Origin of the sequence: Azohydromonas sediminis (genome assembly GCF_003574675.1) — a bacterium.
GTDB lineage: Bacteria > Pseudomonadota > Gammaproteobacteria > Burkholderiales > Burkholderiaceae_C > Calidifontimicrobium > Calidifontimicrobium sediminis.
The window spans coordinates 14,502-31,677 of sequence record NZ_QOAZ01000011.1 but is presented as its reverse complement, the minus strand read 5'-3'; the positions used below and the strand labels follow the sequence as shown (position 1 = coordinate 31,677).

At 71.3% G+C, this 17,176-nt stretch carries 15 protein-coding genes; 14 read left to right on the top strand and 1 reads right to left on the bottom strand.

Features of this window, described 5'->3' with window-relative positions:
• The first annotated feature begins 74 nt into the window (after nucleotides 1-74).
• The 9 genes from gspL (at nucleotide 75) to DRV96_RS08115 (ending at nucleotide 9,947) form a co-directional block, all read left to right on the top strand.
• Entirely contained in the window at nucleotides 75-1,319 is a 1,245-nt protein-coding gene (gene gspL / locus DRV96_RS08155) for a type II secretion system protein GspL (RefSeq protein WP_119289752.1), read from the top strand.
• The gene (gspM, locus tag DRV96_RS08150; protein ID WP_235823330.1) at nucleotides 1,316-1,825 is read left to right on the top strand and encodes a type II secretion system protein GspM; all 510 of its coding nucleotides are present in this window, start codon (nucleotides 1,316-1,318) and stop codon (nucleotides 1,823-1,825) included. Before gspL ends, gspM begins: the two co-directional genes overlap by 4 nt.
• Entirely contained in the window at nucleotides 1,822-2,724 is a 903-nt protein-coding gene (gene gspN, locus DRV96_RS08145) for a type II secretion system protein N (RefSeq protein WP_235823329.1), read from the top strand. Before gspM ends, gspN begins: the two co-directional genes overlap by 4 nt.
• A 2-nt stretch (nucleotides 2,725-2,726) precedes the next feature.
• A complete protein-coding gene (gspD, locus tag DRV96_RS08140) occupies nucleotides 2,727-4,910 on the top strand; it encodes a type II secretion system secretin GspD (RefSeq protein ID WP_119289750.1) in 2,184 nt (727 codons plus the stop codon).
• Nucleotides 4,911-4,925: 15 nt separating this feature from the next.
• Nucleotides 4,926-6,347 carry a type II secretion system ATPase GspE gene (gene gspE, locus DRV96_RS08135; RefSeq protein ID WP_119289748.1) on the top strand — a complete coding sequence of 474 codons (1,422 nt, stop codon included), beginning with the start codon at nucleotides 4,926-4,928 and terminating at the stop codon, nucleotides 6,345-6,347.
• Nucleotides 6,348-6,350: 3 nt separating this feature from the next.
• Entirely contained in the window at nucleotides 6,351-7,565 is a 1,215-nt protein-coding gene (gspF, locus tag DRV96_RS08130) for a type II secretion system inner membrane protein GspF (protein WP_119289746.1), read from the top strand.
• A gap of 151 nt (nucleotides 7,566-7,716) precedes the next feature.
• Nucleotides 7,717-8,715, top strand: a complete 999-nt coding sequence (locus DRV96_RS08125) for an AAA family ATPase (protein ID WP_119289744.1) — start codon at nucleotides 7,717-7,719, stop codon at nucleotides 8,713-8,715.
• Nucleotides 8,716-8,769: 54 nt separating this feature from the next.
• Nucleotides 8,770-9,711 carry a 5'-nucleotidase gene (locus DRV96_RS08120; RefSeq protein ID WP_119289741.1) on the top strand — a complete coding sequence of 314 codons (942 nt, stop codon included), beginning with the start codon at nucleotides 8,770-8,772 and terminating at the stop codon, nucleotides 9,709-9,711.
• A complete protein-coding gene (locus DRV96_RS08115; RefSeq protein WP_119289739.1) occupies nucleotides 9,705-9,947 on the top strand; it encodes a hypothetical protein in 243 nt (80 codons plus the stop codon). The genes DRV96_RS08120 and DRV96_RS08115 overlap by 7 nt, the downstream gene beginning before the upstream one ends.
• Here the strand turns inward: DRV96_RS08115 and DRV96_RS08110 are convergent.
• Nucleotides 9,938-10,624: a Crp/Fnr family transcriptional regulator gene (locus tag DRV96_RS08110; RefSeq protein ID WP_235823335.1), complete on the bottom strand. Its 687-nt coding sequence runs from the start codon at nucleotides 10,622-10,624 to the stop codon at nucleotides 9,938-9,940. The genes DRV96_RS08115 and DRV96_RS08110 overlap by 10 nt on opposite strands.
• Nucleotides 10,625-10,796: 172 nt before the next feature.
• Between DRV96_RS08110 and DRV96_RS08105 the strand changes: the two genes are divergently transcribed.
• The 5 genes from DRV96_RS08105 (at nucleotide 10,797) to DRV96_RS08085 (ending at nucleotide 17,011) form a co-directional block, all read left to right on the top strand.
• Complete coding sequence (locus DRV96_RS08105) at nucleotides 10,797-12,731, top strand: AMP-dependent synthetase/ligase (RefSeq protein WP_119289735.1); 1,935 nt, start codon at nucleotides 10,797-10,799, stop codon at nucleotides 12,729-12,731.
• Nucleotides 12,728-13,558 (top strand): ABC transporter ATP-binding protein, encoded by an 831-nt coding sequence (locus DRV96_RS08100; RefSeq protein ID WP_119289732.1) that lies wholly within the window; start codon nucleotides 12,728-12,730, stop codon nucleotides 13,556-13,558. The genes DRV96_RS08105 and DRV96_RS08100 overlap by 4 nt, the downstream gene beginning before the upstream one ends.
• Nucleotides 13,559-13,576: 18 nt before the next feature.
• A complete protein-coding gene (locus DRV96_RS08095; protein WP_119289730.1) occupies nucleotides 13,577-14,506 on the top strand; it encodes a branched-chain amino acid ABC transporter permease in 930 nt (309 codons plus the stop codon).
• A gap of 18 nt (nucleotides 14,507-14,524) precedes the next feature.
• Nucleotides 14,525-15,601 (top strand): branched-chain amino acid ABC transporter permease, encoded by a 1,077-nt coding sequence (locus DRV96_RS08090; protein ID WP_119289728.1) that lies wholly within the window; start codon nucleotides 14,525-14,527, stop codon nucleotides 15,599-15,601.
• 84 nt (nucleotides 15,602-15,685) lie between these two features.
• Nucleotides 15,686-17,011, top strand: coding sequence for an ABC transporter substrate-binding protein (locus DRV96_RS08085; protein WP_119289725.1), 1,326 nt, complete (start codon nucleotides 15,686-15,688; stop codon nucleotides 17,009-17,011).
• Nucleotides 17,012-17,176 lie beyond the last annotated feature (165 nt).

Genomic DNA, 17,176 nt, shown 5'->3' with positions numbered 1-17,176 from the left:
AGACGCCACCCCGCGCCGCGTCGTCGTTTTCGACGTTGTCCGCCGTTGCCGAACCCGCTAGCCTGCCCGCCCCGATGTCGTACCTCGTGATCCAGCTGCCCGCGCGCGAGCGCCTGCGCCCCGGCGCCACCGCCGCGGCCCGCGCGGCGGGCGAATACGCCTACGTCACGAGCGCCGACGGGCGCAGCGTCGCCGCGCACGGCCGCTGCGCGCCGGCGCTGCTGCCGAAGGCCGACACCGTCGTCGCCGTCGTCGCCGACACCGACGTCGGCTGGCACCGGCCGACGCTGCCGAAGGCACCGCCGTCCAAGCTGCGCGCGGCGCTGGTCGGCGTGCTCGAGGACGCGCTGCTCGACGAGCCCGACGCGATGCACTTCGCGCTCGCGCCCGACGCCGTCGCGGGGCAGCCGGCGTGGGTGGCCGTCGTGCACAAGGACTGGCTCGCCGCGCACCTGGCCGCGCTCGAGCAGGCCGGTGTCGTCGTCGAGCGCGTCGTGCCGTCGTCGTGGCCCGGCGACGAGCCGCAGGGCCATTTCTGGCTGCCGGCCGGCGCCGACGCCGACACACCCCCGATGCTGACCTGGTCCGACGCGCAAGGCGTGGCCACGCTGCGGCTGGCGGGCGGGCTCGCGCGCGCGCTGCAGCCGCAGTGGCAGCGCGAGGACACGCGCTGGAGCGCGACGCCGGCGGCCGCGGCCGCAGCCGAGCAATGGCTCGGCCAGCCGGTGCGCGTCGTCAGCGACGACGAACGCGCGCTGCAGGCCGCGCGCTCGCTATGGAACCTGCGCCAGTTCGACCTCGCGCCGCGCCACCGCGGCACGCGGGCGCTGCGCGCGCTGGCGCGCCAGCTGCTCGGCCCCGCGTGGCGGCCGGTGCGCATCGGGCTCGCCGTGCTGGCCGTCGTGCACGTCGTCGGGCTGAACCTGTGGGCCTGGCAGCAGCGCGCGGCGATCGCCGAGCGCCGGCAGGCGATGGTCGAGCTGCTGCGCAGCACGCACCCGCAGGTGCGCAGCGTGCTCGACGCGCCGCTGCAGATGCAGCGCGAGACGGCGCTGCTGCGCGCGTCGGCCGGCCGCGCCGGCGACGCGGACCTCGAAGCGCTGCTCGGCGCCGCCGCGGCCGCGTGGCCCGAGGACCAGGGCCCGGCGCCGTCGCTGCGCTACGAAAGCGGACGGCTGAGTTTCGGCGCCGCCGGCTGGAGCGCACCGCACGTCGAGGCCTTCGGCCAGCGCCTGCGCGCCGGCGGCTGGCGCGTCGAGGCCGCCGACGGGCGCGTGACCGTCTCGCGCCCGGCCGACGCGGCAGGGGGGCGCTCGTGACGGCGTCGGCGCGCGGTGCACTGACGGCCTGGGCCGCGCCGTGGCGCGCACGCTGGCAGGCCTTGGCGGCACGCGAACGCCGGCTGCTCGCGCTGGCCGCCACCGTGGTCGCGGCGTTCGCGCTGTGGTCGGTCGCGGTCGCACCGGCGTGGCGCACCGTGCGCGACGCACCGGCCGAACTCGAGCGGCTCGAGCGGCAATGGCAGGAGATGCAGCGGCTGGCCGCCGAGGCACGCGAGCTGCGCGCGACGCCGCCGCTGCCGCCGGGGCAGGCCACTGCCGCGCTCGAGGCATCGACGCAGCGCCTGGGCGGCGCGGCGCGGCTCGTCGTCGCCGGCGACCGCGCGACGGTGACGCTCAACGGCGTCGACGGCGTGCGCCTGCGCGAGTGGCTCACCGAGGTGCGCAGCGGCGCGCGTGCGCAGCCGGTCGAGCTGCAGCTCACGCGCAGCGCGCAGGGCTACAGCGGCAGCGTCGTGCTGGTGCTGCCGGGAGGCAGCACGTGAACGCGACGCGCCGCAGCGCATGGCTGCCGCGCCGCACGACGGTGCGCACGGGGTTCGCGACGTCGGCCTTCGCCGAGTCGACGCTGGCGGATCGCGCCTGGGAGCGCCGCCGCCGCGCGGTGCGGCGCTGGGGCGCGTGGGGCGCGGCCGTCGGCGCGCTCGCCGCGCTCGTCGTCTTCGCGCCGGCGGCGTGGCTCGCGCGCGCCGTCGACGGTGCGACGCAAGGGCGCGTGCAGCTCGCCGACGCGCAGGGCACCGTCTGGCGCGGCAGCGCCGTGCTGCTGCTCACCGGCGGTGCAGGCAGCCGCGACGCCGCCGCGCTGCCCGGGCGGCTCGCGTGGTCGCTGCACTGGCGCGCACGCACGGTCGACCTGAGGCTCGAGCACGCCTGCTGCCTGCCCGAGGGCGTCACGCTGCGCTGGCACCCCGGCGTCGCGCGCCAGACGGTCGAGATGCTGCCCACGCGCAGCGGCACCATCGGCCAGTGGCCGGCGGCGTGGCTCGCCGGGCTGGGCACGCCGTGGAACACGCTGCAGCTCGGCGGCGCGCTGCGGCTGAGCTCGCCGGGGTGGCGCATCGAGCACGAGGCCGGCCGCACGCGCTTCGCTGGCCGGCTGCAGCTCGACCTCGTCGGCGCGTCGTCGCGGCTGGCGACGATCGACCCGCTGGGCAGCTACAGTGTGTCGCTGCAAGGCGGCGCCGGCGACGACGGCCCGTCGCTGGTGCTGACGACGCTCGACGGCGCGCTGCGCCTGTCGGGCAGCGGGCAGTGGCGCGACGGCCGGCTGCACTTTGCCGGGCAGGCCGAGGCCGCACCCGGCAGCGAGGCCGCGTTGAACAACCTGCTGAACATCATCGGCCGCCGCCAGGGCGCGGCCTCGCTGATCAGGATCGGATGACCATGTCCCCGCGATGCCCCCCCGCCGCGCTGGCCACCGCCGTGTTGACCGCGGCCGTCGCGATGGTCGGCCCGGCCGCCGCGCAAAGCGCCGACGCCCTGCGCGGCAGCGGCGGCGTCGGCGCCGCGATGCGCTCGCGCACGCCGGTGACGCTGAACTTCGTCAACGCCGACATCGACGCCGTCACGCGCGCGATGAGCGCGATGATCGACCGCCCGATCGTCGTCGACCCGCGCGTGCGCGGCACGATGACGCTGTACAGCGAACAGCCGATCACGGTGCGCGAGGCCTACCTGAGCTACCTCGCGGCGCTGCGCGGGCTGGGGTTCACGGTGGTCGACACCTCCGGCCTGCTCAAGCTCGTGCCCGAGGCCGACGCCAAGCTGCAGACCGGCGTCGTCTCGGTGGGTACGCCGACCGCGCGCGGCGACACGATCGTCACGCAGGTGTTCCGGCTGAACTACGAGAACCCGAACAACCTGGTCGCGATCCTGCGCCCGCTGATCAGCCCGAACAACACGATCAACGCCAACCCGGCGAGCGCGTCGCTCGTCATCACCGACTACGCCGACAACCTGCAGCGGCTGGCCAAGATCATCGCGGCGCTCGACCAGCCGGCCGCCACCGACGTCGACGTCGTCCCGCTCAAGCACGCAGTGGCGGCCGACCTCGCGCCGCTGGTGCAGCGGCTGGCGGCCGACAGCGGCGCGGTGGCCGTGGTGCCCGGCGCGCCGCCCGCGGCCGGCGGCGCCGCCGTGCAGGTGGTGGCCGAGTCGCGCAGCAACGCGCTGCTCGTGCGCGCGCCGAACAACGCCAAGCTCGGCCAGGTGCGCGCGCTGATCGAGCGCCTCGACGTGCCCGGCGCCGCCGGCAGCGCGGGCGGGCAGATCTGGGTCGTGCACCTGAAGAACGCCGACGCGACCAGGCTCGCGACGGTGCTGCGCGCAGCGTTCGCCGGCAGTGGCGGCGGCACCGCGACGACGGCGCCGGCCGCGCTGCCCACCGCCGCGACGCCGACGACGCCCGGCGGCGCCACGACAGCGACTTCGACGGCCGCGACGGCGCCGCTCGCGGCCTCGGCCGGCCCGTCGACCGGCGGCTTCATCCAGGCCGACCCGTCGACCAACTCGCTGATCATCACCGCGCCCGAGCCGCTGTACCGGCAGGTGCGCGCGATGATCGAGCAGCTCGACACGCGCCGCGCGCAGGTCTACATCGAGAGCATGATCGTCGAGGTCAAGGGCGACAACGCCGCCGACTTCGGCTTCCAGTGGCAGGGCGTGCTCGGCCGCCAGGGCGACCGCTACATCGGCGGCGTGGGCACCAACTTCGGCAGCACCGGCAACATCATCGACCTGACGGCCGCCGGGCTGAGCGGCAACACGCAGGGCGTCTCGCTCGGCGAGGGCATCAACGTCGGGCTGATTCGCAACTACGGCGGCACCTACGCGCTGGCGGCGATCGCGCGCATGCTGCAGAGCCAGACCAACACCAACATCGTCTCGACGCCGAACCTGATCACGCTCGACAACGAGGAAGCCAAGATCGTCGTCGGCGCCAACGTGCCGTTCATCACCGGCCAGTTCACGAACACCGGCACCGGCACGACGAACCCGTTCCAGACCATCGAGCGCAAGGACGTCGGCCTGACGCTGCGCATCAAGCCGCAGATCGGCGAAGGCGGCAGCGTGCGCATGACGATCTACCAGGAGTCCTCGAGCGTCGACGCGCGCGTCGCGCCGGGCACCTCCAACGCCGGGCCGTCGACGAGCAAGCGCTCGATCGAGTCGACGGTGGTCGTCGACGACGGCGCGATCCTCGTGCTCGGCGGCCTGATCGAGGACAAGTTCGAGGAGAGCCGCTCGCAGGTGCCGCTGCTCGGCGACCTGCCGGGCATCGGCGCGCTGTTCCGCAGCCAGAGCCGCACCAAGAACCGCACCAACCTGATGGTGTTTCTGCGCCCGGTGATCATGCGCGACGCCGCCAGCGCGGCGCAGCTGTCGCTCGACCGCTACGACCTGATCCGCGCGCAGCAGCAGGGCGCGCAGCCCGTGCCGAGCCTGCTGCTGCCGATCAACGAGTCGCCGGTGCTGCCGCCCGCGCCCCCGTCCACGTCCGCCCCCGGGCCCGCACCGTCACCGCCCGGCACGGGCGCGGCGCCGGCGGTCAGCGCGCCGGTCCAGTAACGCGGCACCGCAGCGATGGGCGCACGCCACCCCCTGCCCTACGCATTCGCGAAGGCGAACACGCTGCTGCTCGAGGACGACGGGCACGCGCTGACGCTGTGGGTCGGCGACACGACGCCGCCGGCGGCGCTGTCGGAGGTGCTGCGCGTCTACGACGTCGAGACCTTCGAGCGCGAGGCGGCGGCCACGCTCGCGCAGCGCATCGCCGCCGCCTACGCCGGCGGCGAGTCGAGCGCCGCGGCCGTGGTCGGCGAGGTCGAGAGTGCGGTCGACCTGTCGCGCCTGATGCAGGACCTGCCCGCGGTCGAGGACCTGCTCGAGGCCGCCGACGACGCGCCGATCATCCGCATGCTCAACGCGCTGCTGACGCAGGCGGCCAAGGACGGCGCGAGCGACATCCACATCGAGCCGTACGAGCGCAGCTCGAGCGTGCGCTTCCGCGTCGACGGCACGCTGCGCGAGGTCGTGCAGCCGAACAAGGCGCTGCACGCGGCGCTGATCTCGCGGCTGAAGATCATGGCCGAGCTCGACATCGCCGAGAAGCGCCTGCCGCAGGACGGGCGCATCAGCCTGCGCATCGGCCAGCGCGCGATCGACGTGCGCGTCTCGACGCTGCCCAGCGCGCACGGCGAGCGCGCCGTGCTGCGCCTGCTCGACAAGAGCGAGAGCCGCTTCACGCTCGAGGCGCTGGGCATGAGCGGCGACGTGCTGGCCGGCTTCCGTCGGCTCGTGCAGCAGCCGCACGGCATCGTGCTCGTCACCGGCCCTACCGGCAGCGGCAAGACGACGACGCTGTACGCCGCGCTGCAGACGCTGGACACGGCCACCACCAACGTGCTGACCGTCGAGGACCCGATCGAGTACGAGCTGCCCGGCATCGGCCAGACGCAGGTCAATCCGAAGATCGAGCTGACGTTCGCGCGCGCGCTGCGCGCGATTCTGCGCCAGGACCCCGACGTGATCATGATCGGCGAGATCCGCGACTTCGAGACCGCCCAGATCGCGATCCAGGCGTCGCTCACCGGCCACCTAGTGCTCGCGACGCTGCACACCAACGACGCGCCGAGCGCGGTCACGCGGCTCACCGACATGGGCGTCGAGCCGTTCCTGCTGTCGAGCTCGCTGCTGGGCGTGCTCGCGCAGCGGCTCGTGCGCAAGCTGTGCCCGCAGTGCAAGCGCGCCGACGCGCAGGGGCGCTGGCACCCGGTAGGCTGCGACGCCTGCGGCCACACCGGCTACAAGGGCCGCACCGGCGTGTACGAGCTGATGGTCGCCGACGAGCAGGTGCGCGCGCTGATCCACGCGCGCGCTGCCGAGAGCGAAGTCCTCGCCGCCGCGCAGGCCGCCGGCCTGAAGCCGATGCGCGAAGACGGCGAGCGCCTGATCGCCGAAGGCGTCACCTCGCTCGAGGAGGTGCTGCGCGTGACCCGCGAATGACCGATGCCGGCCTACCGCTTCGAAGCGCTCGACGCCGCCGGTAAGTCGACCACCGGCCTGCTCGAGGCCGACAACGCGAAGGCCGCGCGTGCGCAGCTGCGCGCGCAGGCGCTGGTGCCGCTGGCGGTGTCGCCGGTGGCCGCCGGCGACGCCGCGCGCGGCGCGGTGCGCTTCTCGCGGCGCGTGTTCACGGCGACGTCGCTGGCGGTGTGGACGCGCCAGCTCGCCGGTCTCGTGACCTCGGGGCTGCCGCTCGAGCGTGCGCTGACCGCGCTGGCCGACGAGGCCGAGGACCCGCGCCAGCGCGAGCTCGTCGCGCACCTGAAGAGCGAGGTCAACGCCGGCAGCACGTTCGCACGCGCGCTCGCGAGCGCGCCGCACGAGTTCGACGAGGTCTACCGCGCCGTCGTCGCGGCCGGCGAACAGAGCGGCGCGCTCGGACAGGTGCTCGAGCGGCTGGCCGACGACCTCGAGGCGCGCCAGGCGCTCAAGGCCAAGCTCGTCGGCGCGACGCTGTACCCGGGGATCGTCTCGCTGATCGCGATCGTGATCGTCGTCTTCCTCGTGACCTACGTCGTGCCGCAGGTGGCCAGCGTGTTCGCCAGCTCGAAGCGCGCGCTGCCGCTGCTGACGGTGGCGATGCTCGCGGTCAGCGACTTCGTGCGCGGCTGGGGTTGGCTCGTCGCGTTCGCGCTGGCCGGCGGCGCGGCCACGCTCGCGCTGGCGCTGCGCAACGCCGCGTTTCGCGAGCGCTTCGACGCGGCGTGGCTCGCGCTGCCGCTCGTCGGGCGGCTCGCGCGCGGCTACAACGCGGCGCGCTTCGCCGGCACGCTGGCGATGCTCGCCGGCGCCGGCGTGCCGATCCTCAAGGCGCTGCAGGCGGCGGCCGAGACGCTGGCCAACAACGCGCTGCGCGCCGACGCGATGGACGCGCTGGTGCAGGTGCGCGAGGGCGCGCCGCTGGCCGCCGCGCTGGCGGCCAAGAAGCGCTTCCCCGGGCTGCTGGCGATGTTCGCGCGCCTGGGTGAGCAGACCGGCACGCTGCCGAAGATGCTGCAGCGCGCCGCCGACCAGCAAAGCGCCGAGGTGCAGCGCCGCGCGATGGCGCTGGCGACCCTCCTCGAGCCGCTGCTGATCGTCGCGATGGGCGTTGTCGTGATGCTGATCGTGCTCGCGGTGCTGCTGCCGATCATCCAGCTCAACACCTGGGTGCGGTAGCCCGCCGCAGCGACTGCGGCGTCCGGACAGCAGGCGCGCGTCTTGCTAATCTACGGCGTGCAGTTGTTGGGAATTTCCCCGCTGCTCCGGGCTTGAAGCCCGGCCGGGTTTGTTTGAATCATTCGCACGTGTGCCGTTGTTGGAGGTGTGCATGACGAAGTCGCACGAGCTCGTTCCGGTGGCCGATCGCGGTGCGATCCCGATCGCGAAGATGCGCACCGTGTTCCGCGTCGACGACGTCGAGAAGCGGCTGGCCAAGCTGCCGCCGAAGGAACACGAGACGCTGCGCAGCACCTACGAGCGCATGCTCGAGAAGGGCCCCGAGCGCTTCCAGGTCAAGCCCGCCGGCGTGCCGGCGATGGACCACCTTTACGACGAGCTGCCCAACTTCCATGAAGTCCTCGACGACGTCAAGCGCCAGCTCGCGTTGTGCGAGGACAGCCGCGACGCGCTCGAGATCACGCCGATGCTGCTGCTCGGCCCGCCGGGGGTCGGCAAGACGCACTTCGCGCGCGAGGTCGCACAGCTGCTGGGCACGGGGCTGGGCTTCATCTCGATGAGCTCGCTGACCGCCGGCTGGGTGCTGTCGGGCGCGTCGAGCCAGTGGAAGGGCGCGCGCCCGGGCAAGGTGTTCGAGACGCTGGTCGACGGTGCCTACGCGAACCCGGTGATGGTCGTCGACGAGATCGACAAGGCGCGCGGCGAGCACGCCTACGACCCGCTGGGCGCGCTGTACAGCCTGCTCGAGCACGACACGGCGCACCACTTCACCGACGAGTTCGCCGAGGTCGCGATCGACGCCAGCCAGGTGATCTGGGTCGCCACCGCCAACGACGAGCGCGCGATCCCCGAGCCGATCCTCAACCGCATGAACGTCTACCAGGTGCAGATGCCCGACCGCGACGCCGCGCGCGCGATCGCGCTGCGCCTGTACGCGAGCATCCGCGCCAGCCACGATTGGGGGGCGCGCTTCGAGCCGCAGCCCGCAGAGGCCGTGCTCGACCGCATGAGCGAGCTCGCGCCGCGCGAGATGCGCCGCGCGTGGATGACGGCGTTCGGCAACGCCAAGCTCGACGGCCGCGGCACCGTCGAGGTGCGCGACCTGCCCGAGCCGAGCACCAGGCGCGCCCCGATCGGCTTCGTGCACTGAAGGCGGGCGGCGCCCGGCGCGCGCGGGCATGGCCCTGCGCGTAGCATCGCGGCCATGCCCGGCTCGCTCGCCGGCCGCCTCGTCGTGGCCATCTCGTCGCGTGCGCTGTTCGACTTCGAGGACGAGAACCGCGTCTTCGAGGCCGGCGACGACCGCGCCTACATGCAGCTGCAGCTTTCGCGGCTCGACGAACCGGCACGCCCGGGTGTCGCGTTCTCGCTGGTGCACAAGCTGCTCGCGTTCAACGCCGGCGCGGCCGAGCGCGACCGCGTCGAGGTCGTGATGCTCTCGCGCAACGACCCCGTGTCGGGGCTGCGCGTGTTCCGCTCGGCGCGGCATTACGGGCTGGCGATCGAACGCGGCGTGTTCACGCGCGGCGAGAGCCCCTGGCGCTACCTGCACCCGCTGAAGGCCCACCTGTTCCTGTCGGCCAACGAGGCCGACGTGCGCCAGGCGCTGGCCGCCGGCGTGCCGGCCGCGCGCGTGTACCCGGCGAGCGCGCGCGCCAGCGAGCACCACCCGCACGAGGTGCGCATCGCGTTCGACGGCGACGCCGTGCTGTTCTCCGACGAGGCCGAGCGTGTCTACCGCGCCGGCGGGCTCGACGCGTTCCAGCACCACGAGCACGCCCGCGCCGCGACGCCGCTCGCACCGGGGCCGTTCAAGCCGCTGCTCGAGGCACTGCACCGGCTGCAGCAGCAGCCCGGCAGCGGCATGCGCATCCGCACCGCGCTGGTGACCGCGCGCAGCGCGCCGGCGCACGAGCGCGCGATCCGCACGCTGATGGACTGGCGCATCGACGTCGACGAGGCGATGTTCCTCGGCGGCCTGCCCAAAGGCGAGTTCCTGCGCGCGTTCGAACCCGACTTCTTCTTCGACGACCAGACCGGTCACGTCGAGCACGCGGCCCGCCACGTCCCGGCGGGGCACGTCGCCGCCGGCATCGCCAACGCCGATGCCGACGCGGTCGTGCCCACCGACGGCCAAGAATGCTGAGCCCGTGGCGCCGTCTGTGGCAGCCGCGGCGTGCGCTGTTCTGGCTGTGGGTGCTGTTCAGCGTGCTGTCGTCGACGTTCGGCTGGGCGCTTCGGCTGCCGGGGCTCAGCGGTGCGGGCGTCGCGCTGTTCGGCCTGCTCGCGCTGGCCAACGCCGCGGCGTCGCTCGTCGTGCTGTGGCGGCTGTGGCGTGAGCCGGCCGCTCCAGCGCGCGGGCCGGCGGGCGGTCAGTCGTAGCGGCGCAGCCGCTCGAGATCGACGACGCGCACGCCACCGTACTCGATGCGGATCAGCCCCTGCTGCTGCAGCGCGTGCAGCGCCTCGTTGACGCGCTGGCGCGACAGCCCGACGAGGTAGCCCAGTTCCTGCTGCGTGATGCGCAGCAGCTCGCCGACGCCCGGGTACAGCACCGGGTGGAACAGCGCCGCGAGGCTGCGCGCGACGCGCTGGTTGGGGCTCGTCAGGCGATCGATCTCGCGCGCGGCGATGAACTGCCCGAGCCGCTCGTTGAGCTGCTGCATCACGAAGCGGTTGAAGCCGATGCTGCGGTCGAGCAGCCAGTCGAAGGTGCGCACCGTGATGCCGGCCACCAGACTGCGCCGCAGCGCCTGGATGTTGTAGCGGTACGGCTCGTGCTTGAGCACGGTGCCCTCGCCGAACCAGCCGCCCGGCGGCACCCCGGTGAACGTGATCGGGATGCCCAGCGACGTGTCGTTGCTCATCTTCAGCAGCCCGTCGATGAGCCCGAACCAGTACGTCACCGGCCGGCCGACGCGGCACACGTACTCGCCGGCCTCGACCTGGACGACGCGCAAGTCGGCCTCGGCCACGGCGCGCTCGTCGGGGCGCAGCGTGCGCAGCCACGGGATGCCCTCCAACTCGTCGGCGCGCAGCGTGCGCGAACGCGCCAGCAGCGTCGAAGGGCCGGGTGCGAGGGCGCTCACTTCGGGAAAGGCCGCATAGGACAAGCCCGAGGATTGTCGTCACAACGACAAGCCGGCGTCAAACTTGTTTCCACAATCGGCGCCGTCAGGTGGTCGCAGAGGCACGGTGCGACCCCCACCCTGGCGCCACGAGGAGACGTCCGTGACGGCCACCTTTCCCCGACTGCTGCTCGACCACGCCGCCAGGCGCCCGCAGGCGCCGGCGCTGCGCGAGAAGGTCTACGGCATCTGGCAGACGCTCACCTGGGCCGACCTGGCCACGCTGGTGCGCCAGCTCGCGTGCGGCTTCGCGCAGGCCGGGATGAAGCGCGGCGACCACGTCGTGATCGTCGGCGAGAACCGCCCGCGCCTGTACGCGAGCATGCTCGCCGCGCAGTCGCTCGGCGCGGTGCCGGTGCCGCTGTACCAGGACGCGGTGGCCGCCGAGTTCGTGTTCCCGATCAACAACGCCGAGGTCGCGTTCGCCGTCGTCGAGGATCAGGAGCAGGTCGACAAGCTGCTCGAGATCCGCGCGCAGTGCCCGCAGCTCGCGCGCCTGTGGTACGACGACCCGCGCGGGCTGCGCAACTACGCCGAGCCCGGGCTCGCATCGCTCGACGTGCTGATCGCCGCCGGCGCCGAGCACGACCGGCAGCACCCGCGGCTGTTCGACGACGAGGTCGCCAAGGGCCAGCCGCACGACGTCGCGGCGATGTTCTTCACCTCCGGCACCACCGGCAACCCGAAGGGCGTCGTGCACACGCACTTCACACTGCTCGACCGCGCGAGCGCCGGCGCGCGCTTCGACAAGCTGACCGACAAGGAAGAAGTGCTCGCCTACCTGCCGCCGGCGTGGATCGGGCAGAACATCTTCAGCTACGCGCAGTGGCTCGCGTGCGGCTACGTCGTCAACTGCCCCGAGTCGTCGAGCACGGTGATGATCGACCTGAAAGAGATCGGCCCGACGTACTACTTCGCGCCGCCGCGCGTGTTCGAAGGGCTGCTCACCAGCGTGATGATCCGCATGGAAGACGCCGGCGCGTTCAAGCGCTGGCTGTTCCACACCTACGTGGACGTCGCCCGGCGCGTCGGCCCGGCGCTGATGGACGGCAAGCCGGTCGGCGTGCTCGACCGGCTGAACTATGCGCTGGGCAACGTGCTGATCTACGGGCCGCTGCGCAACACGCTGGGCCTGAACCGCGTGCGCGTGGCCTACACCGCCGGCGAGGCGATCGGCCCCGACCTGTTCACGTTCTACCGCTCGATCGGCATCAACCTGAAGCAGCTCTACGGCTCGACCGAAACGGCCGTGTTCGTCTGCCTGCAGCCCGACCACGAGGCCAGGGCCGACACGGTGGGCGTGCCGATCGAGGGCGTCGAGATCAAGCTCGCCGACAACGGCGAAATCCTCGTCAAGTCGCCCGGCCTGCTGAAGGAGTACTACAAGAACCCGGCGGCCACCGCCGAGGTGCTGACCCCCGACGGCTGGTACCACACGGGCGACGCCGGCTTCCTCGACGCCAGCGGACACCTGAAGATCATCGACCGCGCGAAGGACGTCGGCCGCATGGCCGACGGCTCGATGTTCGCGCCCAAGTACATCGAGAACAAGCTGAAGTTCTTCCCCTACATCAAGGAGGCGGTCGCGTTCGGCGACCGCCGCGACAAGGTCTGCGCGTTCATCAACATCGACTTCGAGGCCGTGGGCAACTGGGCCGAGCGGCGCAACCTGCCGTACGCCGGCTACACCGACCTCGCCGGCAAGAAGGAAGTGCTCGAGCTGATCCGCGACTGCGTCGAGAAGGTCAACGCCGACCTCGCCGCCGACGAGAAGCTCGCCGGCAGCCAGATCAGCCGCTTCCTCGTGCTGCACAAGGAGCTCGACGCCGACGACGGCGAACTCACGCGCACGCGCAAGGTGCGCCGCGGCTTCATCGGCGACAAGTACCAGGTCCTCGTCGACGCGATGTACGCGGGCAAGAGCGAGCAGTACATCGAGACGCAGGTCAAGTTCGAGGACGGGCGCACCGGCAGCGTGTCGGCGACGCTGAAGATCGTCGACGTGAAGACGTTCCCGGCCATGCGGAGGGCAGCATGAACACCGTGGCCGAACCGGTCGTGCAGGCCGCCGCCGACGGAGGACGCCGCCGCCGGCAGGGCGACGTGATCCTCGAGGTGAAGAACATCAGCCTGCGCTTCGGCGGCGTCAAGGCGCTGACCGACATCAGCTTCGACGTGCGCGAGCACGAGGTGCGCTCGATCATCGGCCCCAACGGCGCCGGCAAGAGCTCGATGCTCAACTGCATCAACGGCGTCTACACGCCGCAGGAGGGCTCGATCACGTTCCGCGGCCAGACGTTCAGCCACATGAACTCGCGCCAGGTCGCCGAGATGGGCATCGCGCGCACGTTCCAGAACCTCGCGCTGTTCAAGGGCATGAGCGTGCTCGACAACATCATGACGGGCCGCAACCTGAAGATGAAGACGAACCTCTTCCAGCAGGCCATCCGCTGGGGCGCGGCCGAGCGCGAGGAGGTCGAGCACCGCGAGGTGGTCGAGAAGATCATCGACTTCCTCGAGATCCAGGCCTACCGCAAGACGCCGGTCGGCCGGCTGCCCTACGGACTGCAGAAGCGCGTCGACCTTGGCCGCGCGCTCGCGATGGAACCGCAGGTGCTGCTGCTCGACGAACCGATGGCCGGCATGAACGTCGAGGAGAAGCAGGACATGAGCCGCTTCATCCTCGACGTCAACGACGAGTACGGCACGACGATCGTGCTGATCGAGCACGACATGGGCGTCGTGATGGACATCAGCGACCGCGTCGTCGTGCTCGACTACGGCAAGAAGATCGGCGACGGCACGCCCGACGAGGTGCGCCGCAACGAGGACGTGATCCGCGCGTACCTCGGCACCTCGCACTGACCCGCCAGGAGACCGACGATGGGGTTCTTCATCGAAGCGCTGATCGGCGGCCTGATGACGGGCATGCTGTACTCGCTGGTCGCGCTCGGCTTCGTGCTGATCTTCAAGGCCAGCGGCGTGTTCAACTTCGCGCAGGGCGCGATGGTGCTGTTCGCCGCGCTCGCGATGGCGCGCTTCTCGGAGTGGTTCCCGCACTGGGGCGGCTTCGACAGCAAGGTGCTCGCCAACGTGCTCGCGTTCATCGCCGCGATGGCGCTGATGGTCGTCGTCGCGTGGCTGATCGAGCGCCTCGCGCTGTCGAAGCTCGTGAACCAGGAGGGCATCACGCTGCTGATGGCCACGCTGGGCATCACCTACTTCCTCGACGGCTTCGGGCAGACGCTGTTCGGCAGCGACATCTACAAGATCGACGTCGGCCTGCCGAAGGACCCGATCTTCCTGCTCGAGAGCGTGTTCGAGGGGGGCGTGCTCGTCAACAAGGAAGACCTGTACGCCGCGGCGATCGCCGCCGCGCTGGTGATCGGTCTGTCGATGTTCTTCCAGTACACGTCCACCGGCCGCGCGCTGCGCGCGGTGGCCGACGACCACCAGGCCGCGCAGTCGATCGGCATCCCGCTCAACCGCATCTGGGTCATCGTCTGGAGCGTGGCCGGCTTCGTCGCGCTGGTGGCCGGGATCATCTGGGGCTCCAAGCTCGGCGTGCAGTTCTCGCTGAGCCTGGTCGCGCTCAAGGCGCTGCCGGTCGTGATCCTCGGCGGTCTGACCAGCGTGCCGGGCGCGATCATCGGCGGGCTGATCATCGGCGTCGGCGAGAAGCTGGCCGAGATCTACATCGGCTCGCAGATTGGCGGCGGCATCGAGATCTGGTTCGGCTACGTACTCGTGCTGTTCGTGCTGCTCGTGCGGCCGCAGGGGCTGTTCGGCGAGAAGATCATTGACCGCGTGTGAGCACCCGGGAGTCGCAAGATGCTCTACCGTGAGAACGGCCAGTTCAAGACCAGCTACCGCGCCGACCAGCAGATCTTCCCGATCGCGCAGGACCGCATCGCGATCGGGCTGCTGATCGCGTTCGCCGTCGTCGGCGTGCCGCTGCTCGTCGACGAGTACCTGCTGCGCGCGATCCTGATCCCGTTCCTGATCCTGTCGCTGGCCGCGCTCGGGCTGAACATCCTGGTGGGCTACTGCGGCCAGATCTCGCTCGGCACCGGCGCCTTCATGGCGGTCGGCGCCTACGCCGCCTACAACTTCGTGATCCGCGTCGACGGCCTGCCGATGGTCGTGGCGATCCTGCTCGGCGGCGTGTGCGCGACCGTCGTCGGTGTGCTGTTCGGCATCCCGAGCCTGCGCATCAAGGGGCTGTACCTGGCGGTGGCGACGCTGGCCGCGCAGTTCTTCTGGGACTGGGCGTTCCTGCGCATCAAGTGGTTCACAAACTACTCGACCTCCGGGTCGGTGTCAGTGTCGAACCTGAACGTGTTCGGCATCCCGATCGAGACGCCCGCCGAGAAGTACCTGCTGTGCCTTGGCTTCATGATCGTGTTCGCCGTGCTGGCGAAGAACCTCGTGCGCAGCCACATCGGCCGCGAGTGGATGGCGATCCGCGACATGGACGTCGCCGCCGCGGTGATCGGCATCCGGCCCGTCTACGCCAAGCTCACCGCATTCGCGGTCAGCTCGTTCATGGTCGGCGTCGCGGGCGCGCTGTGGGGCTTCGTGCATCTCGGCGCGTGGGAGCCGGCGGCGTTCTCGATCGACCGCTCGTTCCAGCTGCTGTTCATGGTCATCATCGGCGGGCTGGGGTCGATCATGGGCAGCTTCTTCGGCGCCGCGTTCATCGTCATGCTGCCGATCTTCCTGAACCAGTTCCTGCCGGCGCTCGGTCACCTCGTCGGCGTCGAGATCAGCACCGCGGCGGTCTCGCACGCTGAGTTCATGATCTTCGGCGCGCTGATCGTGTTCTTCCTGATCGTCGAGCCGCACGGGCTGGCGCGGCTGTGGTCGATCGGCAAGGAGAAGCTGCGACTGTGGCCGTTCCCGCACTGATTCCGCGATTCACCGCCCACGGGCGGTGCCCCGAGCACTGACGAGAGTGCACACGTTGTCGTTACCAACCCTCTGGAGGCAGACATGAACCTAAAGTCCCTTGCCGTCGCGACCGCCATCATGGCTGCCGGCCTCGGCAGCGTCGCGACCAGCGCCTACGCGCAGGCGAACACGCAGTTCTTTCCGGCGCTGGTCTACCGCACCGGTGCCTACGCGCCCAACGGCGTGCCGTTCGCCAACGGCTACATCGACTACCTGAAGCTCGTCAACGCCAAGGGCGGCATCAACGGCGTCAAGGTCAGCTGGGAGGAGTGCGAGACCGGCTACGCGACCGACCGCGGCGTCGAGTGCTACGAGCGCCTCAAGGGCAAGGGCGCCACCGTGTTCCACCCGCTGTCCACCGGCATCACGTTCGCGCTGACCGAGAAGGTTCCGGTCGACAAGATCCCGCTGATCACGGCGGGCTACGGCCGCAGCGAGAGCACCGACGGCATGGTGTTCAAGTGGAACTTCCCGCTGACCGGCACGTACTGGGACGCCGCCGACATCCTCGTGCAGCACGTCGCGAAGAAGGAAGGCGGCTTCGACAAGCTCAAGGGCAAGAAGATCGCCCTCGTCTACCACGACAGCCCCTACGGCAAGGAGCCGATCGCGCTGCTGACCGAGCGCAGCAAGATGCACGGCTTCGACCTGCAGCTGCTGCCGGTCGCCCACCCGGGCGTCGAGCAGAAGGCGACCTGGCTGCAGATCCGCCAGAACCGCCCCGACTACGTGTTCCTGTGGGGCTGGGGCGTGATGAACTCGACCGCACTGAAGGAAGCGCAGGCCACCGGCTACCCGCGCGAGAAGATGTACGGCGTGTGGTGGGCCGGCGCCGAACCCGACGTGAAGGACGTCGGTGCAGGCGCCAAGGGCTACAACGCGCTCGCGCTGCAGCACGGCGCCGAGCCGAACGCCAAGGTCGTCAAGGACGTGCTCGCGCTCGTGCACGACAAGGGCCAGGGCACGGGGCCGCGCGAAGAAGTCGGGCAGGTGCTGTACATGCGCGGCCTGATGGCGGCGATGCTGTCGGTCGAGGGCGTGCGCCGCGCGCAGGAGCGCTTCGGCAAGGGCAAGGTGATGACCGGCGAGCAGGCGCGCTGGGGCTACGAGAACCTCGCGCTCGACCAGAAGAAACTCGACGAACTCGGCTTCGCCGGCGTGCTGCGCCCGATCAGCACCTCGTGCGCCGACCACCGCGGCGAGGTGTGGGCACGCATCCACACCTGGGACGGCAGCAAGTGGCAGTTCACGAGCGACTGGTACCAGAGCGACCAGTCGATCATCAAGCCGATGATCAAGGCCGCCGCCGACAAGTACGCGGCCGAGAAGAAGATCCAGCGCCGGACGGCGGCCGATTGCCAGTCCTGATCGGCTTTCCCGATCAGGCTGGCCTTCGGGGATCGCCGCACTGACGGCTCCCGCCCCTGCCCCTCCCTCCATGAGGGAGGGATGCCGGGGTCCTCCCCTGGCCCCTCCCCCGCGGGGAGGGGGACGGACTGCAGGGGACTCGTTCGAGCGCCGCGCGCGGCGCTC